Below are 24,496 nucleotides of genomic sequence, written 5' to 3' on the forward strand. Positions count from 1 at the left end.
AGAGGACCCCGGCCGGAGCGCGGCGGCCGGGGGCGCGGGCGCTTGTGCCGAGTTAAGCGGCGACGCCGGGGTAGGCGGGGCGGAAACCATCTCAGGGGAGGTCATGATGCCTGACCGCGATCTTCAGTACCTGGCAGAGCTGGCGGCGCAGTTGCGGGTGGACTCCGTGCGGGCGGCGGCGGAGGCCGGTTCCGGCCATCCGACCTCGTCCATGTCCGCGGCCGACCTGATGGCCGTGCTGTTCGCGTGCCACCTGCGCTACGACTTCGACAACCCGGGCAACCCGGCCAACGACCACCTGATCTTCTCCAAGGGACACGCCTCTCCCCTGCTCTACTCGCTCTACAAGGCGGCCGGGGTGATCAGCGACGAGGAGTTGCTGTCGTTCAGGCGAAGAGGCAGCCGGTTGGAGGGGCATCCCACGCCCCGGCTGCCCTGGGTGGACGTCGCCACCGGGTCGCTGGGACAGGGGCTGCCCGTGGGGGTGGGGGTGGCGATGGCCGGGCGGCTGGAGCGGGTGCCGTACCGGGTGTGGGTGTTGTGCGGCGACAGCGAGCTGGCCGAGGGCTCCATCTGGGAGGCGGCCGAGCACGCCGGCAGCGAGGGGCTGGCGAACCTGACCGCGATCGTGGACGTGAACCGGCTCGGCCAGCGCGGCCCCACCAGGCACGGCTGGGACACCGGGGCGTACGCGCGCAGGTTCGGGGCGTTCGGCTGGCACACGATCGAGATCGACGGGCACGACCCCGGCCAGATCGACTACGCGCTGAGCGACGCCCGCAACACGCGGCGGCGGCCGACCGTGATCCTGGCCAAGACCCGCAAGGGCGAAGGGGTCCTGGAGGTCGAGAACCGCGAGGGCGCCCACGGCAAGGCGCTGAAGGACCCGGGCAAGGCCGTCGAGGAGCTGGGCGGGCCCAGGAGCGTGCGGGTCGAGGTGCACAAGCCGGAGGTGGACGCGGCGCCGTTCCGGTTCGGCAGCAACGGGATGGCCCTGCCCTCGTACCCGGTGGGTGAGAAGGTGGCGACACGGACGGCGTACGGGGCGGCGCTGGCGGCGCTCGGCTCGGCCCGCGGGGACGTGGTGGCGCTGGACGGCGAGGTGGCGGACTCGACGAAGACGGAGACGTTCGGCAAGGAGCATCCCGAGCGGTTCTTCGAGATGTACATCGCCGAGCAGCAGCTCGTCGCGGCGGCCGTCGGGCTGCAGGTGCGCGGGTGGAAGCCGTACGCGGCCACCTTCGCGGCGTTCCTGACCAGGGCGCACGACTTCATCAGGATGGCGGGTGTGAGCCGGGCGGACATCCGGCTGGTCGGCTCGCACGCCGGGGTGGCCATCGGCGAGGACGGGCCCTCGCAGATGGGCCTGGAGGACCTGGCGATGATGCGGACCGTGCACGGCAGCACCGTGCTGTACCCGTGCGACGCCAACCAGACGGCGGCCCTGATCGCCGAGATGGCGGACCTGGAGGGCGTGTCCTACCTGCGCACCACGCGGGGCGACACGCCGGTGATCTACCAGCCGGGTGAGCGGTTCCCCGTGGGCGGGTCGCGGGTGCTGCGGCAATCGCCCGGCGACCGGGCCACGATCGTGGCGGCGGGCGTCACCGTGCACGAGGCGCTGGCGGCGGCCGACGACCTCCAGGCGGACGGCGTCCGCGTGGGGGTGATCGACCTGTACTCGATCAAGCCCGTCGACACGGCCGCGCTGGTCGAGGCGGCGACCACCACCGGCAATCTGATCACGGTGGAGGACCACCGGGTCGAGGGCGGCCTGGGTGACGCGGTGATGGACGCGGTGAGCGAGCTGGGGCCGCGCGTGGTGAAGCTGGCCGTGACCGATCTGCCCGGGTCGGCGACGCCGCAGGAGCAGCTCGCCGACGCCCGGATCGACCGTCACGCCATCGCCGACGCGGTGAAGCGGCTGCTGTGAGCGGGGCGGCTGCGGGCGGGCATGAGTGAGGGCCGGCGATCCATCGAGATCGGCGGCCCTCTGGTCGGTCTGCCCAGTGGCGCAGGTACGCCCCGCTCAGTCAGCGGGACTTCTTCGCCGTGGAGCTCTTCTTGGCAGCGGTCTTCGTCCTGGACGTCGACTTGGACGTCGTCGACTTGGGCCCCGACTTCACCTTGGACGTCGTCCTGGGGCCGGACTTCGAGGAGGAAGCCGCCTTCGTGCTGGTGGACTTGGCACCGGACTTCGTGCTGCTGGACTTCGTGCCGGTGGACTTCGTGCCGGTGGACTTCGTCGTGCTGCTGGACTTCGCGCCGTTGGACTTGGTCGCGCCGTTGGACTTCGCGCCCGGGCGGGACTTGGCCGTGGCCGTCCTGTTGGCCTTCTTGATGGCGCCGACCAGCTCCTGCTTGGTCATCTTCGACCGGCCGGTCACTCCCAGCTTCGCGGCCACCTTCTGCAGGTGTTCCTTGCTGGCGTTGGCGTCCACGCCTTCGGCCGTCCGGCCGGAGCGGTCGGTGGCGCCCTTGTCGGAAGGGCCCTTGCCGTTCTTCGCCTCCCAGTGGTCGCCCACCTTCTCGAAGGAATGTTTCAGCGCGGCGAACGCGGTCATGTGGGCGCGCCGCCCCTCGCCGTACTCCTTGACGGCCGAGTCGTGCGCCTTGATCCACGTGTTCTGCGCCTTTTTCGGAGAACGCTTGATGGTCGACGGCAGCTCTTCAACGGCTGGCATGTCGATTCACCTCCTACAGCGGTGGTTCGTCGTAGTGGCGACGCTCCTCGTAGACCGTGGTCCTGCGCGTCTCGGGCTCCTCGTAGATCTCGTGACGGTGCACCGGCTCGTCGATCGGGCCGACCGCGCGGCGCGTGACGGTGATCCTGTATATGCCGAACAGGAGCCCGACCAGGCCACCGAGCATGAGGATGACGCCCACTACGTTGATGTCGAGGCCGGCGAGGTCGAACTCGACGGCCCAGGTGAGGATCGCACCGAGCATGATGAGGATGATGCTTCCGGCGATGGTCATCAGATTTACCTCCTTGACACGAAGGAACCTCTATCCACATGTCGAAAAACAAACCAGTCGTGATGATCGGGCTCATGGGCGCGGGTAAGACGACCGCCGGCCGCTTGATCGCTGAGGCGCTCGGGCTGCCCTTCACCGACAGCGATCAGTACCTCCAGGACAAGCACGGCGCCACCTCCGCGCCGATCGCCGCCCGCGAGGGCAAGCAGGCGCTGCACCGGTACGAGGCCGAGCACGTGCTGGAGTCGCTGGCGGGTGAGCCGAAGGTGATCGCCGCGGCGGCCAGCGTGCTGGAGAACGCCCAGGTGCGCGCGGCGATGCGCGCGGCGTTCGTGGTCTGGGTGGACGCCGACGACGCGGTGCTGGCCGAGCGCATGCGCACCAGCAAGCACCGCCCCGACTACGACCCGCGGGAGATGCGGGCCCGCCGCGAGGTGTACTTCCGCGAGGTGGCGGACCTGATCTGCGACGTCGGCGTGCTCACCCCCGAGCAGGTGCGGGACACGGTGCTCGGGAAAATGGGTTTGCCCGGTGTTGATCGCGACTGATAGCCAGAAGGGATGTTCGCCGAGAAACCCACGCTGAAGGGTGCGCGCGTGACGCTGCGCCCGGTCGGTCCCGAGCACGTCGAGGGCCTGCTGGAACTGGTCTCCGACCCCGACGTGCGCAAGCTGACGGGCTCGCACGCCGAGTTCGACGCCGAGGGCCTGCGCCTGTGGTACGCCACGCGCGGCGACCATCCCGACCGCCTCGACCTGGCCATCATGGCGGACGGCGAGTACGTCGGCGAGGTGGTGCTCAACGAGCTCGACACCGCCAACCTGGCGTGCAACCTGCGCATCGGGCTGATCGGCCCCCGCGTGTTCGGCAAGGGCTACGGCACCGAGGCCATCGAGCTGGTGCTCCGCCACGCCTTCACCACCACGCCGCTGCACCGGATCAGGCTGGGCGTCTACGCCTTCAACGAGCGGGCGCGGCACGTCTACAAGAAGCTCGGCTTCGTCGAGGAGGGCGTCGAGCGCGACGCGCTCCTGTGGGACGGGGAGTGGCACGACTGCGTGCTCATGGCCGTCCTGCGGCACGAGTGGCAGGCCGGATCGCGAAGCCTGGCATAATGATCATGACGCATGGGTCCCCCGAGGCGCGCGGGGGACCTGTGGCGTCCCTCCCGGTTACGTGGTCCCGGACAACCAATGGGCGGTGTCGTGCATCTAAGCTCCAGTGACGATGCGCTTGGTGCCCGGTGACCCAGAAAGGCTTGGCGGCTATTGGCTGGCTGCCAGGCTGGGCGCGGGCGGGCGCGGGGTCGTCTACGACGCCTACGACGACGAGGGCCGCAGGTTCGCGGTCACGGTGCCGCGGGGCGAGGTCGGACGTCGGTACGAGCGGGTGACCTGCCGCCATCTGGCGGAGGTGGTCGCCGTCGGGTCCGACGAAGGCGTCCCGTACGTGGTGAGCGAGTTCGTGAACGGGCCCGACCTGCGGCAGGCCGTCGCGCTGCGGGGGCCGTACGCGGGTGACGAGCTGGTCGCGCTGGCCGGGGCGCTGGCGGAGGTGCTGCGCGCGCTGCACGACGCGGGGCTGACCCACCGGGGGCTGAACCCGGAGAGCGTGCTGCTGGCCGACGACGGCCCCAAGGTGATCGAGCTGGGGCTGCCGGTCTCCGGGCCGGTGGGCGGGTACACCTACCAGGCGCCCGAGGTGCTCACCGGCCAGGCGGCCGAGGCGGCGGCGGACGTGTTCGCGTGGGGCGCGGTGGTGGTGTTCGCCGCGACCGGGCACGATCCGTTCCGCGGGGAGAGCCTCGGCGGCGTCATGCGCCGGCTGCTGACCGTCGATCCCGACCTGAGCTGCCTGCCCGACTCCCTGTGCGAGCTGGTCGGGCGGGCGCTGGCCAAGGACCCCGCCGACCGTCCCACGGCGGCCGAGCTGCTGGTGGACGGCGTGGCGGAGCTGCGCCCGCCGCAGGCGTACGTGCGGCAGCGGTCGCTGGGCGAGCTGGCCGAGGAGGTGTACGCCGGGCTCACGCCCGCCCAGCAGCAGGAGGTGCCCGGCCTGCTGCTGCGCCTGCTCGACGGCGACACGCCGCACGACGAGGGCGACGTGCTGCGGCCGCTCATGGAGGCCGGCCTGCTGGTACGCCGCAGCGTACGCGTGACGGGCGTCGAGACCTCCGTCGGCAAGCTCGTCGCCGTCAGCGACGACCGGGTCGCCCCGGCCAGCGCCGCGCTCTACCGGGCCTGGCCGCGGCTGCGCGGATGGGTGGCCGACGAGCGCGAGGGCATGCTGGTGCACCGCCGCATCCGCCAGGCCGCCAGGCACTGGTCCGAGCACCGGCGCGGGCGCGGCCACCTGCTGCGCGGGCAGGAGCTCGACACGGCGCTCGGCTGGGCCGCGACCAAGCGCCGCCACGTGCGGCTGAACCAGCTCGAACGCGACTTCATCAACGACAGCGTGGCCCTGTCCAAGCAGCGCAGGAAGCTGCTGGTGCCCTCCCTGACGACGGTGGCGGCGGTGCTGGCGGTGGCGGTCACGATGACCGTCGTGTCCGTTCACGGCCAGAACGACCTGCGCGAGCGCCTCATCGAGGCCGACGCCCGCGCCGTGGCCGCCAGGGCGGAGGCCCTGCGCACCTCCGACCCGCGTACGGCGATGCGGCTGAGCGTGGCCGCGTGGCGGCTGGCGCCGGTCTTCGAGGCGCGGGCGGCGCTGCAGACCTCGCTGGTGCAGCCGGAGCTGGCCGTGTTCACCGATCCCGAGGCCGATGCGCGGGCCCGTTACCTGCTGCGCGGCGACGCGCTGGTCAGGTGGGACACCGGTGCGCTCACCGTCTGGGACGTGCCGTCGAGGCGGCGGGCGGCGTCGTACGCGCTGCCTGCCGGGGCCACGGCGCTGAGCGACGACGGCCGGTACGCGGAGGGGGGCGGCGGGCCGATCGACGTGACCACCGGGCGCCCGCCCGCCGCCGCCGTCTACGCGATCAGCAGGGGGAACAGGACACGGGTCTACCGGGGGACACGCGTGCTGCTCGACGTGCCGGACGCGAAGGTGGCGCTGTCGCCCGACGGGACTCGGGCGGCCGTCTCGCGGTTGAGCGGGCGGGTCGAGCTGTGGGACCTGGCCGCGGGCCGTACCAGGACCGGGGTGGTCGAGGTCGAACCGCTCGCGGACGCGGCCGCCCCCGCCCTCGCCTTCAGCCCCGACGGGCGCACGCTGGCGGTGGCGGGGCGCGACGGGGTCACGCTGGTGGGGGCCAAGGACGTCCGGTCGCGTACGGGGTCCGCGGAGACGTTCGGCGCGGCCGTGGAGCCGGGCCCCGACACCCCCGCCGACCTCGCCCGCAGCCCGGGGCCCGCCCCGCCCGCGGCCGCGCAGAGCCCTGGTGTGCTCGCGCTCCCGACCCCCGCCCAGGCCCGCCCCTCGGCCCCGCCCGCCTCCCCGGCTCCCGCCACGGCCGCCTCGCAGGCTCCAGCGGCAGGCACCTCGCGGGCCCCCGCGACGGGTACCTCACAGGCCCCCGCGGCAGCCGCCTCGCAGGCTCCCACGGCGGGCACCTCCCAGGCTCCCGCGGCGGGCGCGTCCGAGGGCACCGGCGCGGGCGCGCCGGCGACCGGGCGGGACGGGGTCCAGACCTTCAGCGCCGGCGGCGGCCAGACCGCCGGGCCGCAGGCCCGCGCGACCGGAACAGGCCGGCCGGACGCGCGGGCGGGGACGGCGCAACCCGACACGAAGACCCGCGCGAGCGAGGCCACCAGGCCGGGCACCGGCGACTCGGGCACCGCCCGGCCGCAGCCTCGCGCGACCGGAGCGGACCGGCGGGACGCCGGCGATGCGGGTGCCGGGCAGCCGGACGGCGGCGATCCCCAGGCGGCGCGCACCCGCGACAGCGAGGCGGCACGCACCCGCGACGGCGAGGCGACCCGGCCGGGCGGCGATACGGGGGCCGCGCCGACCACGGGACGGGAGGCCGAAGCCGGGCCGCCGCAGGACGGCGCGTGGGGTGCCGAGGTCGTGGACGGGCTGGAGACGACCCCTGGCGCGTCGGCGGGCCCACTGGTCTTCAGCCCCGACGGCCGCCTGCTGGCACTCCCCGGCGACGGCGAGGTACGCGTCTGGAACGTCGCCGAGCGCCGCCTGGCCGGCTCCTACCCCCTCCAGAACCCCGGCCACGGCCTGACCTTCTCCTCGGACGGCCGCCAGCTGCGCTACCTCAGCGGCAGCGGCTCGGTCGTCTCGCTCGACGTGACCGGCCTGCCGGCGCCGTCCGACGACGGGCACGTCGCCGCGTTCTCCGGCAACGGCCGGGTCGCCGCCAAGGAGGTCGGCGACGCCATCGAGCTCACCGACACCGAGGAGCACAGGAAGCTGGGCCGCATCGCGGCGGCCGGCGACCTGGCGTTCGACGCGGGCGGGCGGCTGCTGGCGGTGGCGGGCGACCCGGTGACCGTGTGGGAGGTGGCCGGCGGCAGGCAGGTGTCCATGATCAGGGCGGGCGGTGACGTGCCCGCCGTCGCGCTCTCCCCCGACGGCGGCACCCTGGCCACCGCCCGCGGAACGCTGCTGGAGACGTGGGAGGTGCGCACGGGGCGGCGGATCAAGGCGTACGCGGGCGCGGGCGACCTGGCGCTGGCCTTCAGCCCCGACGGCGCCACGCTGGCCGCCGGGCCGAACCTGCTCGACCTGCCCACCGGCCGGATCACCCCGCTCGACCTGAGCGACGGCGCGGCCCCGACGGCGCTGGCCTTCTCCCCCGACGGCGCCAGGCTGGCGATCGCGCTGGACGCCGGCAGGGTGCTGCTGTGGGACGTACGCGAGCGCGAGCCCATCGGCACGATCGAGACCGGCTCGGCCCCGGTGGACGAGCTGCGCTTCTCCCCCGGCGGCGACCTGCTGGCCGTCGATGCCGCCCGTACCTCGCTCTGGGACACCGCGGCGCTGCGCGAGGTCGGCCAGGTCGGCTCGTGGGCCGCCGGGCTGGCCTTCAGCCAGGACGGCAAGCGGCTGCGCGGGGTCGCGCTCGACGGGACCGTACGGGAGGTCGCGGTCGACCCGGGGCTGACGGCGCGCGAGGTGTGCGCGCGGGCGGGCGGGGCGCTGAGCAGGGCGGAGTGGGCGCGCCTGATCCCGGAGAGCGGCTACCAGGACAGCTGCTGACCCTGCGGACGGACGCCCCGCCGACCCGGCGCCGCCTTCGGCGGCCTTCTTGCTGCGGCTTGCTGCGGCTTGCTCCGGTCAGTCGACGACCTTGAGCACCTTCCCCTGGGGGTTGGCCACCAGGTAACCGCCCCGGTTGTACTCGTCGGAGGCGTAGACCAGCAGCACCTGCCTCGTCGAGGTGAACGAGTAGTCGGGGTCCACGATCATGTGGTGGGAGATCGGAGCGCGCGCGCCGAGGTCCTGCTTCGCCTTCTTGAGCAGGTTCGGCAGGGCGTTCCAGTTGAACTTGGCCAGGTCCACCAGGGGCGTGTCGAACGTGCTTCCCGCCGTGGGGCCGGTGACCTCGCCGTCGCGGTAGTCGTAGCTGTCGTAGACCTCCGGGTCGTCCTTGCGGGGCACGTAGACGGAGGCGTGCGTCGGATGGATCGACATCTTGACGACCTTGGTGCCGCCGATGACCGGCTTCAGCTTGGCGATCATCCCGCGCATGCCGGCCGGGGTCAGCAGGTCCTTCTCGGCGGGCTGTTCCGTGGGTTCGTCCGTGCGTTCATCCGTGGGGTCGTCCGTGGGGTCGTCCGTGTGCTCCTCGACGGGCTCATCGGCTGGTTCCGTGGTGGCGGGGCCGGTCCCGAGGCTCAGGCTGGTGGCCCGCGGGTCGCCGTCGGCGCCCGGGGTGGCCGGCGGGAGGAACTGCCACACCAGCACGGCCGCCACCACCGCGATCGCCGCCGCGGACACGGACACCGCCACCGCCGCTCCGCGCCGGCTGCGGCGCGTGTTCGCGGTGTCCGCCCCCTGGACCGGCCCCGGGCCCCACGGGGGCTGCTGCGGGGCCTTCGCGTACCCGGGCGGCACGGTCTGCCCTGCGGCGGGCGGGAAGGCGTACCCGGGCGGCACGGTGTGCCCGGCAGGCGGGAAGGCGGGCGCGGGCTGCGCGGGACCGGAGAAGGCAGGCGCGCCCTGCACGGGCCCGGAGGAAGCGGGCGCGGGGTGCGCAGGCCCGGAGAAGGCGGGTGCGCCCTGCACGGCCCCGGAGGAAGCGGGCGCAGGTTGCGCGGGCCCGGAGAAGGGGGGCGCGGGGTGCGCGGGCCCGGGGAAGGCGGGGCCGGGAGCCATGGGCTGCGGCGTCGCGGGGCCGCCGGCGTACGGGCCGGGCTGCGGGGGTGTGCGGCCGGCTTCGGCCTCCGCCAGCATCCGGTCCAGGGTCTCGGGGTCCGGCCGGGCTGACGGGTCCCGGACGAGCAGGGCGCTCAGCACGGAGGTGAGCGCCCCGGCCCGCTCCGCGGGCGGCACGTCCTGGTTGAGCACCGCGGCGAGCGTCGCCAGCGTGGTGCCGCGGCGCAGCGGGTGCCGCCCCTCCACCGCGACGTACAACATCATGCCCAGCGACCACAGATCGGAGGCGGGATCGCCCTCGACCCCGTTGATCCGCTCGGGCGCCATGTACTCGGGCGAGCCGATGAACGACCCGGTCGCCGTGAGGCTCGTGGACTCCCGCATCGCCGCGATGCCGAAGTCGGTCAGCACCGAGCGGCCGTCCTCGCGCAGCAGCACGTTGGCGGGCTTGACGTCGCGGTGCTGGATGCCGACCGAGTGGGCGGCCCGCAGCCCGGACAGCACCTCCCGCCCCAGCCGCGCCGCCTCCCTGACCGGCAGGGGGCCGTGCTGGAGGTGGTCCTGGAGGGAGCCGCCGGTGACCAGCTCCATGACGATCCAGGGGTAACCGTGCTCCCCCGGGTCCACGATGTGGTGGATGGTGGCCACGTGGGGGTGGTTCAGCCGGGCCAGGGCGCGGGCCTCGCGCAGCACCCTGGAGCGCAGCTCGCGGGCGAGGGTGGGGTCGTGCTCCTCGATGGCGGGGTCGGGCGGGCGTACCTCCTTGAGCGCGACCTCGCGGTGCAGGGCCACGTCCCAGGCGCGCCACACCAGGCCCATGCCCCCGCCACCGAGCCGCTCCACGAGCTCGAAGCGACCGTCGATCACCCTCTTGTCCATGCGGGAAGCGTAGGGCCGGGCCGCCGGGGTCCGCTACGCGCCCGGCTTGTCCTCCAGGCGCGGGAACAGGACGGCGCCCTTGGTGATCGTCGAACCGGCCGGGAGCCTGCCCCATTCACCGGCGTCCTGGACCCGCTGGCCGGCGAGGGCGCCGAGGGCGGGCTCCGCGCCGAGCGACTCCCAGAGCCGCTGGGAGCTCTCGGGCATGAACGGGTTCAGCAGCACCGCGACCGCGCGCAGGGACTCCGCGGCGGTGTAGAGGATCGTCGCCAGGCGGGCCCGGCCCTCCGGGGAGTCGTCCTTGGCCACCTTCCACGGCTCCTGCTCGGAGATGTAGCCGTTGACCTGCTTGACGAAGTCGAAGATGGTCTGGATGCCGGCCTGGAACTCCACGTCGTCGCCGATCTTCCTGTCGGCTTCCGCGACCGTCTTGGCCAGGCTGTCGTGGACGGCCCTCTCGGCCTCGCCGTCGGCGGTCGCCTCGGGCAGGACGCCGTCGAAGTACTTGCCGACCATGGCCGCCACGCGGGAGGCGAGGTTGCCGTAGTCGTTGGCCAGCTCGGAGGTGTAGCGGGCGGCGAGGTCCTCCCAGGAGAACGAGCCGTCCTGGCCGTAGGCGATCGCGCGCAGCAGGTACCAGCGGAAGGCGTCCACCCCGAAGTGGGAGGTGATGTCGCGCGGGCTGATGCCGGTCAGGTTCGACTTCGACATCTTCTCGCCGCCGACCAGCAGCCAGCCGTTCGCGACGATGCGGCCGGGCAGCCGCAGCCCGTTGGCCATCAGCAGCGCCGGCCAGATGACCGCGTGGAAGCGGAGGATGTCCTTGCCGATCAGGTGCACGTCGGCCGGGAAGCTGCCCTCGAACGTGTCCTGGTTCTGGTTGTAGCCGACCGCCGTCGCGTAGTTGAGCAGCGCGTCCACCCACACGTAGATGACGTGCCGGCCGTCCCACGGGACGGGCACGCCCCAGTCGAAGGTCGAGCGGGAGATGGACAGGTCCTGCAGGCCCTGCCGGACGAAGTTGACGACCTCGTTGCGGGCGGACTCGGGCTGGATGAAGTCCGGGTTGGCCTCGTAGTGAGCGAGCAGCCTGTCGCCGTACTCGCTCAGCTTGAAGAAGTAGTTCTCCTCCTTGAGGATCTCCACCGGCCGCTTGTGGATCGGGCAGAGCTGCTCACCCGCGTGCTCGCCCTCGCCGGCGATCAGTTCGCCGGGGAGCTTGTACTCCTCGCAGCCCACGCAGTACGGGCCCTCGTACCCGCCCTGGTAGATCTCCCCCTTGTCGTACAGGTCCTGGACGAACTCGCGCACCCGGTCGGTGTGCCGCTTCTCCGTGGTGCGGATGAAGTCGTCGTTGGCGATCTCCAGATGCCGCCAGAGGGGTTTCCACGCCTCCTCCACGAGCTTGTCGCACCATTCCTGCGGGCTCACCCCCTTGGCCTCGGCGGTGCGCAGCACCTTCTGGCCGTGCTCGTCGGTGCCCGTCAGGAACCACACCCGCTCGCCGCGCTGCCGGTGCCAGCGCGTGAGCACGTCGCCCGCGACGGTCGTGTACGCATGGCCCAGGTGCGGAGCGTCGTTGACGTAGTAGATGGGAGTGGTGACGTAGAACGCCTTTCCACTCTGATTCCCTGATCCGGAGGCCGCCATGGGCGAGATCCTACTGGCCGCGTGACCGTCGTTTCGCGTGAACGGCCGGACGCCGGATCCGCCGGGCGGGCAGGGTGCTGCCGGTCAGGCGAGCGTGGCCAGCTCGTCCGCCGCTACGCCGTGCGCGAACGGCAGGCCCCGGGCGTACCTGTCCAGCTCGTCCACGGCCAGGTCGGCGATGCGGGCCAGCTCCCCGCCCAGCGACCCGGCGATGTGCGGGGTGAGCAGGACGTTCGGCAGGTCGTACAGGGGCGAGTCCGCCGGCAGCAGGTCGGGCTCGGTGACGTCGATGACCGCGTACAGCCGCCCGGAGGCCAGCTCGGCGACGAGCGCGTCCTGGTCGACGAGCACGCCGCGGGCGGTGTTGATCAGCGTGGCGCCGTCGCGCATGCGGGCCAGGCGGGCGGCGCTGACGAGGTGGCGGGTCTCGGGCAGCGCGGGCGCGTGCACGCTGACCACGTCGCACCGCTCGAACAGCTCGTCCAGCTCGACGTGCGGCACGCCCAGGTCCTCGGTCAGGTACGGGTCCGCGACCAGCACGTCCAGCTCGAACGGCCGCAGCAGCTCGATCACCCGCCGCCCGATCTTGGACGCGCCGATGATGCCGACCGTGCGGCGGTAGTTGCCGAACCCGGGGAACATCCCGTCGTAGTCGAGCCGCGTCTCCCGGTGCTCCCGGTAGAGGCGGGCGATGTCGGTCACCCGCTTGTTGGCGAACAGGATCGCGGCCAGCGTGTACTCGGCGACGGGCTCGGCGTTGGCCGCCGCCGCGGAGGAGACGAGCAGGCCGCGCTCCCAGCACGCCTCGGTGACGTGGTGCTTGACCGAGCCGGCCGCGTGCACGACGGCCCGCAGGCGCGGCGCGGCGGCCAGCACCTCGGCGGTGATGGGCGGGCACCACCAGCTCGTGTAGAGCACCTCCGCCTCGGCCAGCGCGCCGGCTACGGCCGGGTCGGCGAAGTCGGCGGCCACCAGGCCGGGGTCCACGTCGGCGATCGCGACCAGGCGCTCGCGCACCGGCCCCGTGATGAGCCGGGTGGCGATGTCGGGTCCCATCGCGAGCAGGGTCTTCGGCCGCGAAACGGTCATCACGCTCCCCCGAACGTCAATACGGTCAACGCGATCATAACGATCACGCGCGGGCCGGGCCCGCGCGGGCCGCCTTGACGGCGCCACCGGGGGCGCGTCACTCACCGAGATCGCTCAGCTTCCCGATCAGCGCCGTCCGGGAGGTGATGCCGAGCTTGGTGTAGATGTGGCTCAGGTGGTACTCGACGGTCTTGACGCTCAGCACCAGCTTGCGTGCCGCCTGCCGGTTGGTCAGCCCCCTGCTGATCAGCACCGCGACCGTGTGCTCCTGCGGCGTCAGGCCGAGCCTGGCGGTGTCCTGCGGGCGCAGCACCGCCCGCCCGCTCGCGGCCAGCTCCAGGTCGCACTGCTCCAGGTACGGCAGCGCGCCCAGCCTGGAGAGCGTGAGCTGCGCCGCCTCGAGCTGCTCGGCGGCGGCCGAGCGGCGGCCCCTGCGGCGCAGGAACGTTCCGTAGGCGAGCTGGATCCTGGCCTCCTCGAACGGTGTCTCGATCTTGGCGGTGTGCTCCAGCGCCACCTGGTAGCAGGCCTCCGCCTCGCCCGGCTCGTGCCTGGCCGCGTGCAGCCCCGCCCTGGCGCGCGCGGCGGCGGCCAGGGCGCCGCGCCGCTCCCTGTCCAGGGCCGGCAGCTCGCACGGTAGGAGGACCTGCTCGGCCTCCTCCGGCCTGCCGGCGTTGACCAGGGCGTCGGCCAGGAGCGTGCGCCAGAGCACGGCGGCCGGCTCGTCGGGCAGGTCCGTCCTGGTGAGCGGGGTGAGCGCGGTGACGACCGCGTCGTGGTCGCCGCGGGCCGTGGCCACCAGGGCCTCGGCGGCGGCCGTGCTGACCTGGGCGCAGACGTTGCCGGGCGAGCACGCGGCGCGGGCGGCGCGTACGTGGGTGGCGGCCCGCTCCCACTCGCCGCGCGCGGCCGGCACGAGGGCGGCCACGGCGTGCGCGTAGCTCGCCAGCCACGCCTGGCCGAAGTCGTCGGCGGTCGAGGCGCCGAGCTCGGCGTGCCCGGCGGCGTCGTCCCACCTGCCGAGCCGGTACTCGGCCTGGGCCAGCGTGATCGCCACCAGGAGCTGGAACGGCGCCGACCTGCCGGCGCTCACGGCGAGCAGGCCGAGCAGGTCCGCCTGCGCGCCTGTCAGGTCGTCGGCCCACAGGCGCAGGGTGCCGCGGCCGAGCAGCGCGCCCAGCTCCCCTGCCGTGCCCTGGGCCGGCACCGGCAGCTCGGCGCTCGCCGCCAGCCCCTCCTGGACGTGCCCGCCCAGCCCCAGCCCGACCAGCCGGGCGAACCGCACGAACGCCCGCCCGCCGCCGGCCGCCTCGGCACCGCACGGCTGCCGCCGACGAGCAGCCACCCGCCCACCGCTCGCCCCGCCCACCGCCACCCCGCCCTCCTTCGTGGCGCGTTCCGCCGTACCGCGTTCCGCCCAGCGGGCCGCGTCCGCGCCGCGGCCGCGGAGCAGGCCGGCCATCGCCTGGCGGGCGGCGATGGCCGAGGCGAGCCACGCGTCGCCGCCCGCGTGCGTCCACGCCTCGTCGAGCAGCCGCACCGCCTCCTCGACCCGCCCCGCCACCAGCGCCACCGACCCCTGCACGTAACCGTGCACCCCGGGATCCCCGCCGGGCGCCACCTGGGCTCCCAGCACCCCGGCGTCTCCCGGCCGGCCGGCGGCCAGCAGGGCCTCCACCGCCTCGGCGATCAGCCGGTCCCGTTCCGGCCCGTTCTCCGTGAGCTGCACGGCCCGGGTCAGGCACCCGCACGCGCCGGCCCAGTGCCCGGCCGCCGCCTGCCGCCGCCCCACCAGGGCGACCTCGCGGACGAGCGCGTCGTCCACCTGGTCGGCGGCGGCGAGCCGGTGGTGCAGCCGGTGCACCACGTCGTCCACCAGGGAGGCGGCCAGCAGGTGCAGCCGCCGCCGCGTGGCGGGCCCGAGGTCGTGGTAGACGGCCGCCCTGACCAGCGGGTTCGGGAAGCCCACCGACACCCCCGCCCCCGTACGCCACTCCACGAGCAGCCCGGCGGCGGTGAGCTGCTCCAGCGCGGGCAGCGGCTCTGCCAGCTCGGCCATGCGGGCCACGAGGTGCAGGGGCGCGGACGTGCCGAGCGCGGCGGCGGCCGTGAGCAGCCGCTGCGCGGAGGTCTCGCACCCGACCAGCCGTCCGCGCACCAGCGTGGCGTACGCGCGCGGCGCCGGCAGCGGGGCGTCCACGTCGGCCAGGGTTTCCGCGCGCACCTGCTGGAGCAGCGCCCGCGCGTGCAGCGGCACGCCCCTGGTGTGCTCGTGCAGCCGCTCGGCGGCCTGGGGCGTCAGCCGTACGGGACCGAGCCCGGCGCTGAGCGCCTGCAGCTCGCGCGCGCTCAGCCCGCCCAGCGGCAGCCGCAGCGCCGCGCTGCTGCGCAGCAGCCGCCGCAACCCTTCGGGCAGCCGGGGATGGTCGTTCTCCCTGACGATCACGACGGCGAGCACCCGGTCGGTACGCAGCCGCCGCAGCGCGAACGTCAGCGCCTGCAACGAGGGCAGGTCCGCCCAGTCCGCCCCGTCGATGGCGACGACCACGGGCGCGGTGAGCTGGAGCTGGGCCAGCAGCTCCAGCAGCGCGGCCCCCACCGCCAGCGGGTCGGGGGTGGCCCCGGCGGCCAGCCCGGCCAGCACCTCGGGCACGTGCTGCGCCTGCGTCCCGAGCTGCGCCAGCACGCCGTACGGCAGCTCGGACTCGCCGTCGTCCCCGCTGACCTCCAGCACGACCGCGTTCTCGATCGCGGACAGGAACTCCCCTGCCAGCGCCGTCTTGCCGATCCCGGCCGGCCCCTCCAGCACGACGAGGCTCGACCTTCCCTCACAGACCCGGCCGAGCTGGGCGTGGAGCACCGCCAGTTCCCGGCACCGGCCGACGAACTGTTCGTCCCGGGAGCGCTCGGGTCCCTTGCGGAGGGCGCGGGCTGCCATCGGACTCACCCCCTCGCCGGATGTTCCCTGGGCCGAAGTTCATCGTGTGCCTTGGCCCGGCGGGCGTCCAGTGTCCTTGACCCGAGTCAGCTCTTTCGGTCATTAGGGAAACGCCCCGGGGTAATCCCCAGGGCGTTCCCTGATGCTCGCGGCAAAACCCGTTCATACCGTCCAACGTGGACGAATGCCCCAAACGCCGGGAGAACATGATGCCGTCCTACATCGCAGAGGAGCAGCGGGGAGCGGAGACACGGATCCTCAACGTGCTGTTCCCCACGATCCTCCAGGGACTCCAGCTGACCCACCAGGCAGCGGACCAGTTCGGCGCACGTCCGCAACAGGCGCACATGCTGCCGATGAGGCCGCGCATGGAGCACCGGCCCGTGGAGTACCAGCAGCACCAGTACGCCGGCCCGCAGACCTACGCCCAGCTCGCCGCCGACCGGTCGTTCATGGACGTGGCCGCCGTCCTCATGCCGGTCGTGCAGGCCATCATCCCGCCGCTGGTGGAGCAGCTCCTCTCCTTCGGCCCGGCCAAGGCCGACACCGACCAGAACGAGGAGGACCGTTTCCTGCAGTTCGTGCCGCACCTGCTCGGCACGGTCACCCCGATCATGATGCAGGTGCTGCCCGGCCTGCTCCAGGCCATGCACGGCATGCGGGCCGAGCACCCCGTACGCGTGACCGACCGCGAGCTCAACCAGCGCTACTTCGGCCCCATCGTGCAGGCCACGCTGCCCGCGATCGTCTCGCAACTCCCCGAGCTGCTGGCCATCGTGCACGGCGACCAGCGCTCCCCCCTCCGCTACGAGCGCATGCCCGGCCGCGGCCCGATGCAGCTCATGCGGATCACCAGGAACGACCTCGCCAGCGCCCACCGGCTGCGCGACGGCGACGTCCTGCACCTGACCGAGACCCCGGCCCAGCCCGGCACGACCGAGATCCGCATCACGACGGCGCCGCACAGCATCTGGTGGAAGGGCATCCAGGTCACCGACGAGACCGACAGGCAGCTCTGCTTCGTCGAGACCGACGGCGACCGCTACGCCGTCTTCGAGTCCAGGGCCGTGCAGGCCGGCGGCTCGATCGTGCTGTGGAAGGCGCGGATGTTCGGCGAGCACGCGCCGATGTACGTCGTCCCGATCGGCGACCTGTCGCCGGACGGCAAGTGCTTCAACTTCCACTGGGCCGCCGACTGATGGCCGGGCCCACGCTGCGGCTCGGCAGCAGAGGGGAAGAGGTCAGGCGGCTGCAGGAGCTGCTGCGCACCCGCGGCCACCGGGTACGGGCCGACGGGTACTTCGGCGGCGCCACCTACGGGGCCGTGCTGAGCGTCCAGCAGCGCGCGGGGCTGCCCGCCGACGGCGTGGCGGGCCCCGCCACGTGGCGGGCGCTCGGCCGGACCCCGACGGCCATGGCGGACGAGCCCCGCCCGGACGGGCAGGCCGAGTGGACCGTCATGATCTACATGGCGGGCAACAACAACCTGTCCGACGCCGCGGGACGCGACCTGGAGGAGCTGCGCGCCGTCCAGTCGTACAACGGCGTCCGGGTCACCTGCTTCGTCAAGCGGCAGGACGCCGGCGGGCGGGCCCAGCACATGGAGATCAGGGCAGGCGGCGCGCCCGACCTGATCGAGGAGCTGCACCCGCCGGTCGACTCCGGCCACCCGCAGACGCTGCTGGACTTCGTGCGCTGGTCCGTCGCCCGCGCGCCCGCCAGGCGGTACGCGCTGGTGATCTGGAACCACGGCGGCGGCTGGACCCCGGACGACCTCGACCAGATCTACACCCAGGTTAGGGGCCGCGCGGTCCGGCGCGACGTGGAGAGCGGCTACGTCCGCAGGGCGCCGCGCGCGGCGATGGCCGACGGCGAGCCGGCCTTCTCGGAGCTGTCCAGGCTGACGGAGTCGCAGGAGATCACCAAGGCGCTGTTCACCACGTCGCTGACCGAGGTGCTCCGCCTGCCGACCGGGCAGGACCGGGCGATCGCCGGCGACGACGGCACGCTGCACTCGCTGGACACCATCGAGCTGTGCAACGTCATGCGGGCCGTCCACCAGGACCTCGGCCGGCCGATCGACCTGCTCGGCATGGACGCCTGCCTGATGAGCAACCTCGAGGTCTGCTACGAGATCCGCGAGCACGCCGGCGTCGTGGTGGGCTCGGAGGAGCTCGAACCCAACGAGGGCTGGCCGTACACCGAGATCCTCACCGCCATGGCGGCCGACCCGCGCATGGACGCGCGCGAGCTCGGCCGGATCGTGGTGGAGGAGTACGTCAAGTCCTACCGCGGCACGCACCGGACCGTCACCCAGTGCGCGGTGGACGCGACGCGCATCGAGGAGTTCATGCGCGAGTTCCAGACGCTGGCCGAAGGCATGCGCCGGCAGGTGCGGGTCAACCGGTCCGTGGTGGACAGCGTGCAGTCGGTCGCGACCCGCTTCCACATCGACCGGTCGCTGACGGACCTGCGCACGATCTGCCTGGCGCTGGTGGCCGACTCGCGGACCGACCCGACGCTGGCCTCGGTGGCCGACAAGCTGCTGGCCATCCACGGGCCGGGCGGCTTCGTGATCGACGAGGGGCACCTGGGCGAGAAGGTCGAGGAGTGCGGCGGGCTGAGCGCGTACTTCCCGATGGAGCGCACGATCTCGCGCTACTACGGGGACCTCCAGATCGCCCAGCACACCGAGTGGGACGAATTCCTCAGGGACTACGCGAAGGCGCGTACCATCAGACGGTAGGAGGGCGTCAGAGGCCACATGCCGGCGTTCCGCCGGCGTCGCTGGGGCTATTGCGGCCCGGGACCGGCCGCAATAGCCCCTACCTTTACTGTCATGGATCCCCTCATCAGCCGCAGGGCGCTCAACCGGGCCACGCTGGAGCGCCAGCACCTGCTGCGCCGCACAGGCAGCTCCGTGACCGAGGTCGTGGAGCACCTGGGCGGGCTGCAGGCGCAGACCCCGCACACCTGGTACACCGGCCTGTGGAACCGCATCGCCGGGTTCAGGCCCGCCGACGCCGCCGACCTGCTGCTCTCGCGCGAGCTCGTGCGCATCGCGCTGCAGCGCTCCACCATCCACCTGGTCTCCGCCCGCGACTGCCTGGCCATGCGGCCGCTGCTGCAGGCGGTGACCGAGCGCATGACGCGCACGACGTTCGGCAAGCGGCTGGCGGGCGTGGACCTCGACGAGCTGGCGGCGGTGGGGCGGGCGCTGCTGGAGGAACGGCCGATGACGTTCGCCGACCTGGGGCGGGCGCTGGCCGAGCGCTGGCCCGGCAACGACCCGCACGCGCTGGGCCAGGGCGTGCGCTGCCTGGTGCCGCTGGTGCAGGTGCCGCCGCGCGGCGTGTGGGGGAAGAGCGGGCCGATCGCCCACACGAGCGCGGAGTCCTGGATCGGGTTCGAGGTGCCGCCGATGACGCCGGCCGAGCTGGTGCGGCGCTACCTGGCCGCGTTCGGGCCCGCGTCGGTGCAGGACGTGCAGGCGTGGTCGGGGCTGACCCGGCTGGGCGAGGTGGTCGAGTCGATGGACCTGGTCAGGTTCAGGGACGACGCCGGCAGGACCCTGTACGACCTCCCGGACGCGCCCCGGCCCGGCGAGGACGTGCCCGCCCCGGTGCGCCTCATGTACGACTTCGACAACCTCTTCCTGTCCTACGCCGACCGTTCCAGGACGATCACCGAGACGGGGGCGGCGGTGCTCCAGGGCTTCATGGGCACGAACGTGATGCCCCGCGTGATCCTGGTGGACGGTGTCACGGCCGGCGACTGGACGGTCACCCGGGCCAAGGGCGTCTCCACGCTCAACCTCCACCAGTGGGAGCCGATCAAGGTCCTGGACGAGGCCGAGGAGGAGGGACGGCGGCTGCTGGAGTTCCTGGCCCCGGGCGACAAGCACGAGATCTCAGTCCTTGACGGCCCCTCCAAGTCCTGACACCAGCCGCCGCTGAACGGCGACGAAGAAGATCAGCACCGGGATCGTCATCAGCGTCGAGGCCGCCATGATCCCGCCCCAGTCGTTCTCGTCCGGTTTGAAGAAGACGAGCAGCGCCGCGGGCAGGGTCTGGTTGTCCTTGGCGGAGATGATGAAGGTCCTGGCGAAGACGAAGTCGTTCCAGGCGGTGATGAAGGAGAACACGCTGGTCGCCACCAGTCCGGGCGCGACCAGCGGGAACAGGATGCGCCACAGCACGGTCGCCCGCCCGGCCCCGTCGATCATCGCCGCCTCCTCCAGCGCCTCGGGCACGGCGGCGACGAACCCGCGCATCATCCAGATCGCGAACGGCAGCGTGAACGCGAGCTGCACCACGACCAGCGAGACCAGCGTGTTCAGCAGCCCCAGGTCCCGCACCACGAAGAACAGCGGGATCGTCAGCGCCTCAACCGGCACCATCTGCGCGATCAGGAACATGATCAGCACGGTCGTCCTGAACCGGAACCTGAACCTGGTCACCGCCACGGCCGCGAGGAACGCCACCGCGGCCGACAGCACGACCACGCTCAGCGCCACGCCCGCGCTGTTGAGCAGGTAACGCCCGAAACCCTCCCCGGTCAGCACCCTGGCGAAGTTGTCCAGGGTCGGGTGGAGGGTCCACGGCCTGACGTCCAGCGACTGGATCTCGCCGTCGGGCTTGAGCGCCGACAGCACCATCCAGTACAGCGGGAACGCGGTCAGGAACGCGACCACGCAGGCCACCGTGCCGGGGACGATTCTCCTCATGGCCGTTCCCCTCCGCGATGCAGCGCCCGGATGTAGAGCAGGGTGAACACCAGCAGCACGAGCGTCATGACCACGGCGATGGCCGAGCCGAGCCCGTACTCCGAGGAGCCGAACGCGGTCTGGTAGGCGTAGACGTTCAGCACGGTGTTCTGCCCGGCGACGCCGCCGCCGTTGGTCATCACGTAGATCTGGGTGAACACCTTGAAGTCCCAGATCACCGACTGGATGACGACGATGGTGACCAGGGGCCGCAACATCGGCACGATCACCTTCCAGAACGCGTACCAGGCAGAGGCCCCGTCGAGCGCCGCCGCCTCCAGCACCGAGCCGGGGATGGCCTGGATGCCCGCGTACAGGGTGAGCATGACCAGCGGGAACGAGTGCCACACGATCGTCGTCCCGACCACGAGGAAGGTCACCCACCGGTCGTAGAACCAGTTGAACCCGTCCAGGCCGAGCACCTGGTTGACCAGCCCGAGATCGGCGTCGAACAGGAACATCCACACGGTGCTGCCGGTCATCGCGGGCGCCGCCCACGCGCCCAGCGCGGCCAGCGACAGCGCGGTCCTCGGCACCGGCCCGGTGCGGGTCAGCAGCACCGCCAGCGCCGCTCCGACCGCCAGCGTGGCCAGCACCAGCGCCGCCGCGAAGGCGACGGTCTGCAGCAGCACCTCCCAGAACCGGCCGTCGCCCAGCAGCGTCGCGTAGTTCCCGAACCCGACGAACGTGCTCGGCTGCCCGCCGCTGACCTGGGCCTGCCGGTAGTCGAAGACCGACAGCAGGCCCAGCATGTAGAGCGGGTAGCCGAACAGCGGCACGAGCACGGCCGCGGCGGGCAGCAGGTAGAGCCACGGCCGGTGGTCGAACCGGGCTCTCACGAGCGGCCGAAGGCCGTCTTGACGGCGGCTGCCGCCTCGGTGGTGGCGGCGTCCACGGTGGCCTGGCCGGTGGCGATCTTCTGCAGCATCGTGGGGATGACCTTGCCGTTGTCGATCTTCACCCAGGCGGGGTCGATCGGCACGAACTTCGTGCCCTTGGCCACCGTGTCGAGGAACGGCTTCAGGAACGGGTCCTTGGCCGCCAGCTCGTCCCGCGCGGAGGTCAGCGTCGGCAGGTTGCCCATGGCCTCGTACATCTTGGTCTGGTACGCCTTGCCGCCCAGCAGCTCGACGAACTCCACCGCCAGCGTGCGGTGCCCGGCGTGCTTCATGACGCCGAGGTTGTTGCCACCGGCGAAGGCCGGCGCGATCGAACCCTCGGCCGAGCCGGGCAGCGGGACCACCGCGTACTTGCCGGCCGCCGCCCCCGCGTCCACGGCGGAGCGGTTGAAGTTGCCCAGGATGCCCATCGCGGCCTTGCCGCTCGCGAACAGCTCGACGGTCTTGCCGCCGGTGAGCGACACGCAGGCCTGGGGCGGGCAGATGTCGTCCGCGAGCAGGTCCGTGTACGCCTTGACGCCCTTGCGCGAGGCCGGTGAGTCGAGGGCGGTGATGTCGCCGCCGGCGTCCCAGACGAAGGGCAGGGCGCCGAAGGTGTACTCGCCGCCGACGGCGATGCCGTACAGGCCGGGCTTCTTCGCGCGGATCGTGCGGGCGGTCTCGGTCAGCTCGGCGATCGACGACGGCGGCTCCAGCTTCAGCTCCTCGAAGACGTCGGTGCGGTAGTACAGGGCGCGGACGCCGATGAACCAGGGCAGGCCGTACTGCTTGCCGTTCACGGTGGCCGACTCGACCAGGTCCGGCGTCAGGTCCCCGGCCGGGAGGCCGAGCTCGGCGAACCCGCCGGCGGCCGCGTACTCGGCCAGGTCGGTGTTGCCGTACTCGGCCACGTCGGGCGAGCTGGCCGGGTCGTTGAAGGCGCCCTTGAACCTCTCGTGCCTGGCCGGCGTGGTCGGGATGTAGGTCACCTCGACCTGGACGCCGGCGTGCGCGGCGGTGAACTCCTTGACGGCCTCGCCGACGACCTTCTCCTTGGGCGCGCGGTTCGGCTCGTCGAAGAGCCAGACCCGCAGCGTGCCGGTCTTCTCGTCGGCGCCGCCCGGGGCGGGGGCGGTCGAGGGGGCGCAGGCGGCCAGCGCGAGCAGGGCGGCGCCGGCGGCAACATAGTTAAGAAACTTCACTATTACCTCCCGAGCGCGACCCTAGGAAGCGCCGGGCGGGACGGAAAGCGCTCACGCAGGTTGTTGTGCAATGCACAACAGCATGTTGCATAGCGACTTCCCCCGCTATGGTGGGCGACGTGCAGGAACGCAACCAGTCCGCCTCGCTCAGGCGTGCGCTGACGGTGCTCGACCACGTACGCGAGCACTCGGGCCTGACGCTCACCCAGCTCGCCGAGGCGGTCGGCCTGTCCAAGAGCACGGTGCTGCGGCTGACCGTGCCGCTCGTCGAGGCCAAGCTGCTCGACCGCGACCGCAGGACCGGCGTCTACCGCCTGGGCCACGGCACGCTCCGGCTCGGGCAGGCCTACCTCGCCACGCTCGACCTGCGCGCCGTGGCGGCCGAGGAGTCGCACCGGCTGATGAGCGAGGTGCGCGAGACCGTCCACCTGGTCGTCCACGACCACCCGCACGTCGTCTACATCGACAAGGTGGAGAACGAGGCGAACGTGCGCATGGCCTCCCGCATCGGCAGCCGCGGCCCCCTCCACTCCACCGCCGTCGGCAAGGCCATCCTGGCCTGGCTGCCCGAGGAGCTCCTGGCCGAGCTGGTCCTGGAGCCCAGGACCAGGCACACGATCACCGACACCGAGCGGCTGCGCGCGGAGCTGGCGCACATCAGGCGCCGCGGCTACGCCGTGGACGACCGCGAGAACGAACCCGAGGTGCGCTGCGTCGCCGCACCGATCTTCAACCACCACGACGCCGTCGCCGCGGCCATCTCCGTCTCCGGCCTCACCTCGCGCATCACCGCCGCGCGGGTACGCGAGCTGGGGCCGCTGGTGGCCGGGGCGGCGGCGCGCATCTCGAGAAAGCTGGGTAGTACGAGCCGATGACTGAGCTGGTGACCTTCGGCGAGACCATGGCCCTGTTCGCCGCCCGCCGCACGGGCCCGCTGCGCTTCGCCCGCGACTTCGACCTCGGCCTGGGCGGCGCCGAGTCCAACGTCGCGATCGGCGTGGCCCGGCTCGGCCATGACGTGACCTGGATCGGCAGGGTGGGGGCCGACGAGTTCGGCGACCTGATCCGGGCCACGCTCGCGGGCGAGGGCGTGCACGCGCACGCGATCCCCGACCCCGCCGCGCCCACCGGTCTGATGATCAAGGGCAGGCGCACGGCCGACCTCATCGACGTGCGGTACTACCGCAAGGACAGCGCGGGCTCCCGGCTGAGCCCCGCCGACCTCGACCCCGGCCTCATCCGCGCCGCCAGGGTGCTGCACGTCTCCGCCATCACGCCCGCGCTGTCGCAGTCGGCGCGGGAGGCCGTGCGCCACGCGATCTCCGAGGCGCGCTCCGCCGGGGTGGCCGTCTCGCTCGACGTCAACTACCGGCGCGCGCTGTGGACGCCCGAGGAGGCGGGGGCGTGGCTGCGGGAGGCGGTCGGCGAGGTGGACGTGCTGTTCGCGACCGAGGCGGAGGGCCGGCTGATCGCCGACGTCGAGGGGGCCGAGGAGCTGGCCAGGGCGCTGGCGGGGCTGGGGCCGCGGCACGTGCTGCTCAAGTTCGGCGCCGAGGGGGCGATGGAGCTGTCCGGCGGCGTCGTACGGCGGGCGGAGCCGTACCGGGTGACGGAGGTCGACTCGGTGGGCGCAGGAGACGCCTTCGCGGCCGGCTGGCTGGCCGACTGGCTGGCGGGGGCGGAGCCCGAGCAGCGGCTGGCCACCGCGTGCGCGGCCGGCGCGTTCGCCGTCACCAGCCAGGGCGACTGGGAGAGCCTGCCCCGCCGCGCCGACCTCGACCTGCTCCGCCGCCCCGCCGACGGCGTCAGCCGCTGACCACCACCGGCCCGGCAGCGCGGCGGC

At 72.9% G+C, this 24,496-nt stretch carries 17 protein-coding genes and 1 pseudogene; 9 read left to right on the forward strand and 9 right to left on the reverse strand.

The window, feature by feature from the left end; all coding sequences use genetic code 11:
• Positions 1 to 103 precede the first annotated feature (103 nt).
• Positions 104 to 1,933: a transketolase gene (locus ACBJ32_RS27580; protein WP_375129167.1), complete on the forward strand. Its 1,830-nt coding sequence runs from the start codon at positions 104 to 106 to the stop codon at positions 1,931 to 1,933.
• Positions 1,934 to 2,303: 370 nt separating this feature from the next.
• Here the strand turns inward: ACBJ32_RS27580 and ACBJ32_RS27585 are convergent.
• A pseudogene (locus ACBJ32_RS27585) lies at positions 2,304 to 2,684 on the reverse strand (ChaB family protein); the annotation flags it as partial.
• A gap of 13 nt (positions 2,685 to 2,697) precedes the next feature.
• Positions 2,698 to 2,979 carry a hypothetical protein gene (locus tag ACBJ32_RS27590; protein WP_080045654.1) on the reverse strand — a complete coding sequence of 94 codons (282 nt, stop codon included), beginning with the start codon at positions 2,977 to 2,979 and terminating at the stop codon, positions 2,698 to 2,700.
• A 62-nt stretch (positions 2,980 to 3,041) separates the two neighbouring features.
• Here ACBJ32_RS27590 and ACBJ32_RS27595 point away from each other — a divergent pair, with 62 nt between their 5' ends.
• From ACBJ32_RS27595 to ACBJ32_RS27605, 3 genes are all read left to right on the forward strand, one after another.
• A complete protein-coding gene (locus ACBJ32_RS27595; protein ID WP_375129441.1) occupies positions 3,042 to 3,527 on the forward strand; it encodes a shikimate kinase in 486 nt (161 codons plus the stop codon).
• 48 nt (positions 3,528 to 3,575) lie between these two features.
• A complete protein-coding gene (locus tag ACBJ32_RS27600; protein ID WP_375129168.1) occupies positions 3,576 to 4,094 on the forward strand; it encodes a GNAT family N-acetyltransferase in 519 nt (172 codons plus the stop codon).
• A 121-nt stretch (positions 4,095 to 4,215) separates the two neighbouring features.
• Positions 4,216 to 8,133 (forward strand): protein kinase, encoded by a 3,918-nt coding sequence (locus ACBJ32_RS27605; protein WP_375129169.1) that lies wholly within the window; start codon positions 4,216 to 4,218, stop codon positions 8,131 to 8,133.
• A gap of 78 nt (positions 8,134 to 8,211) precedes the next feature.
• Here the strand turns inward: ACBJ32_RS27605 and ACBJ32_RS27610 are convergent, their stop codons facing one another.
• From ACBJ32_RS27610 to ACBJ32_RS27625, 4 genes are all read right to left on the reverse strand, one after another.
• On the reverse strand, positions 8,212 to 10,131 hold the full coding sequence (locus tag ACBJ32_RS27610; RefSeq protein WP_375129170.1) for a protein kinase: 1,920 nt from the start codon (positions 10,129 to 10,131) through the stop codon (positions 8,212 to 8,214).
• Positions 10,132 to 10,164: 33 nt separating this feature from the next.
• A complete protein-coding gene (gene metG, locus ACBJ32_RS27615) occupies positions 10,165 to 11,781 on the reverse strand; it encodes a methionine--tRNA ligase (RefSeq protein WP_375129171.1) in 1,617 nt (538 codons plus the stop codon).
• An 84-nt stretch (positions 11,782 to 11,865) separates the two neighbouring features.
• Positions 11,866 to 12,870, reverse strand: coding sequence for a hydroxyacid dehydrogenase (locus ACBJ32_RS27620; protein ID WP_357872569.1), 1,005 nt, complete (start codon positions 12,868 to 12,870; stop codon positions 11,866 to 11,868).
• Positions 12,871 to 12,967: 97 nt separating this feature from the next.
• The gene (locus ACBJ32_RS27625; RefSeq protein WP_375129172.1) at positions 12,968 to 15,808 is read right to left on the reverse strand and encodes an AAA family ATPase; all 2,841 of its coding nucleotides are present in this window, start codon (positions 15,806 to 15,808) and stop codon (positions 12,968 to 12,970) included.
• Positions 15,809 to 15,984: 176 nt separating this feature from the next.
• Between ACBJ32_RS27625 and ACBJ32_RS27630 the strand changes: the two genes are divergently transcribed.
• The 3 genes from ACBJ32_RS27630 (at position 15,985) to ACBJ32_RS27640 (ending at position 19,748) form a co-directional block, all read left to right on the forward strand.
• On the forward strand, positions 15,985 to 17,007 hold the full coding sequence (locus ACBJ32_RS27630) for a hypothetical protein (RefSeq protein WP_375129173.1): 1,023 nt from the start codon (positions 15,985 to 15,987) through the stop codon (positions 17,005 to 17,007).
• Positions 16,977 to 18,554, forward strand: coding sequence for a clostripain-related cysteine peptidase (locus ACBJ32_RS27635; protein ID WP_375129174.1), 1,578 nt, complete (start codon positions 16,977 to 16,979; stop codon positions 18,552 to 18,554). The genes ACBJ32_RS27630 and ACBJ32_RS27635 overlap by 31 nt, the downstream gene beginning before the upstream one ends.
• Positions 18,555 to 18,647: 93 nt before the next feature.
• Positions 18,648 to 19,748 carry a winged helix DNA-binding domain-containing protein gene (locus tag ACBJ32_RS27640; protein WP_375129175.1) on the forward strand — a complete coding sequence of 367 codons (1,101 nt, stop codon included), beginning with the start codon at positions 18,648 to 18,650 and terminating at the stop codon, positions 19,746 to 19,748.
• On the opposite strand, the gene ACBJ32_RS27645 is transcribed toward ACBJ32_RS27640, so the two are convergent.
• Genes ACBJ32_RS27645 through ACBJ32_RS27655 form a run of 3 tightly spaced genes read right to left on the reverse strand, consistent with a single transcriptional unit; the run spans position 19,719 to position 22,653 of the window.
• Positions 19,719 to 20,534 (reverse strand): carbohydrate ABC transporter permease, encoded by an 816-nt coding sequence (locus ACBJ32_RS27645; protein ID WP_357872558.1) that lies wholly within the window; start codon positions 20,532 to 20,534, stop codon positions 19,719 to 19,721. The genes ACBJ32_RS27640 and ACBJ32_RS27645 overlap by 30 nt on opposite strands.
• Positions 20,531 to 21,412: a carbohydrate ABC transporter permease gene (locus ACBJ32_RS27650; protein WP_375129176.1), complete on the reverse strand. Its 882-nt coding sequence runs from the start codon at positions 21,410 to 21,412 to the stop codon at positions 20,531 to 20,533. The genes ACBJ32_RS27645 and ACBJ32_RS27650 overlap by 4 nt, the downstream gene beginning before the upstream one ends.
• A complete protein-coding gene (locus ACBJ32_RS27655) occupies positions 21,409 to 22,653 on the reverse strand; it encodes an extracellular solute-binding protein (RefSeq protein WP_375129177.1) in 1,245 nt (414 codons plus the stop codon). Before ACBJ32_RS27655 ends, ACBJ32_RS27650 begins: the two co-directional genes overlap by 4 nt.
• Positions 22,654 to 22,760: 107 nt before the next feature.
• On the opposite strand from ACBJ32_RS27655, the gene ACBJ32_RS27660 reads away from it, so the two are divergent.
• Positions 22,761 to 23,528 (forward strand): IclR family transcriptional regulator, encoded by a 768-nt coding sequence (locus tag ACBJ32_RS27660; RefSeq protein WP_375129178.1) that lies wholly within the window; start codon positions 22,761 to 22,763, stop codon positions 23,526 to 23,528.
• On the forward strand, positions 23,525 to 24,469 hold the full coding sequence (locus ACBJ32_RS27665) for a sugar kinase (RefSeq protein ID WP_375129179.1): 945 nt from the start codon (positions 23,525 to 23,527) through the stop codon (positions 24,467 to 24,469). Before ACBJ32_RS27660 ends, ACBJ32_RS27665 begins: the two co-directional genes overlap by 4 nt.
• Positions 24,470 to 24,496: the final 27 nt, after the last annotated feature.

The organism is Nonomuraea sp. GTA35, assembly GCF_041950525.1.
Classification (GTDB): domain Bacteria; phylum Actinomycetota; class Actinomycetes; order Streptosporangiales; family Streptosporangiaceae; genus Nonomuraea.

Excerpts from the sequence above, each read along its gene's own strand:
- ACBJ32_RS27645 (WP_357872558.1), bottom strand. The coding sequence starts at position 20,534 with ATGAGGAGAATCGTCCCCGGCACGGTGGCCTGCGTGGTCGCGTTCCTG.
- ACBJ32_RS27595 (WP_375129441.1), top strand. The coding sequence starts at position 3,042 with ATGATCGGGCTCATGGGCGCGGGTAAGACGACCGCCGGCCGCTTGATC.
- ACBJ32_RS27640 (WP_375129175.1), top strand. The coding sequence starts at position 18,648 with ATGGATCCCCTCATCAGCCGCAGGGCGCTCAACCGGGCCACGCTGGAG.
- metG (WP_375129171.1), bottom strand. The coding sequence starts at position 11,781 with ATGGCGGCCTCCGGATCAGGGAATCAGAGTGGAAAGGCGTTCTACGTC.
- ACBJ32_RS27610 (WP_375129170.1), bottom strand. The coding sequence starts at position 10,131 with ATGGACAAGAGGGTGATCGACGGTCGCTTCGAGCTCGTGGAGCGGCTC.
- ACBJ32_RS27580 (WP_375129167.1), top strand. The coding sequence starts at position 104 with ATGATGCCTGACCGCGATCTTCAGTACCTGGCAGAGCTGGCGGCGCAG.
- ACBJ32_RS27665 (WP_375129179.1), top strand. The coding sequence starts at position 23,525 with ATGACTGAGCTGGTGACCTTCGGCGAGACCATGGCCCTGTTCGCCGCC.
- ACBJ32_RS27590 (WP_080045654.1), bottom strand. The coding sequence starts at position 2,979 with ATGACCATCGCCGGAAGCATCATCCTCATCATGCTCGGTGCGATCCTC.
- ACBJ32_RS27620 (WP_357872569.1), bottom strand. The coding sequence starts at position 12,870 with ATGACCGTTTCGCGGCCGAAGACCCTGCTCGCGATGGGACCCGACATC.
- ACBJ32_RS27660 (WP_375129178.1), top strand. The coding sequence starts at position 22,761 with ATGGTGGGCGACGTGCAGGAACGCAACCAGTCCGCCTCGCTCAGGCGT.
- ACBJ32_RS27625 (WP_375129172.1), bottom strand. The coding sequence starts at position 15,808 with ATGGCAGCCCGCGCCCTCCGCAAGGGACCCGAGCGCTCCCGGGACGAA.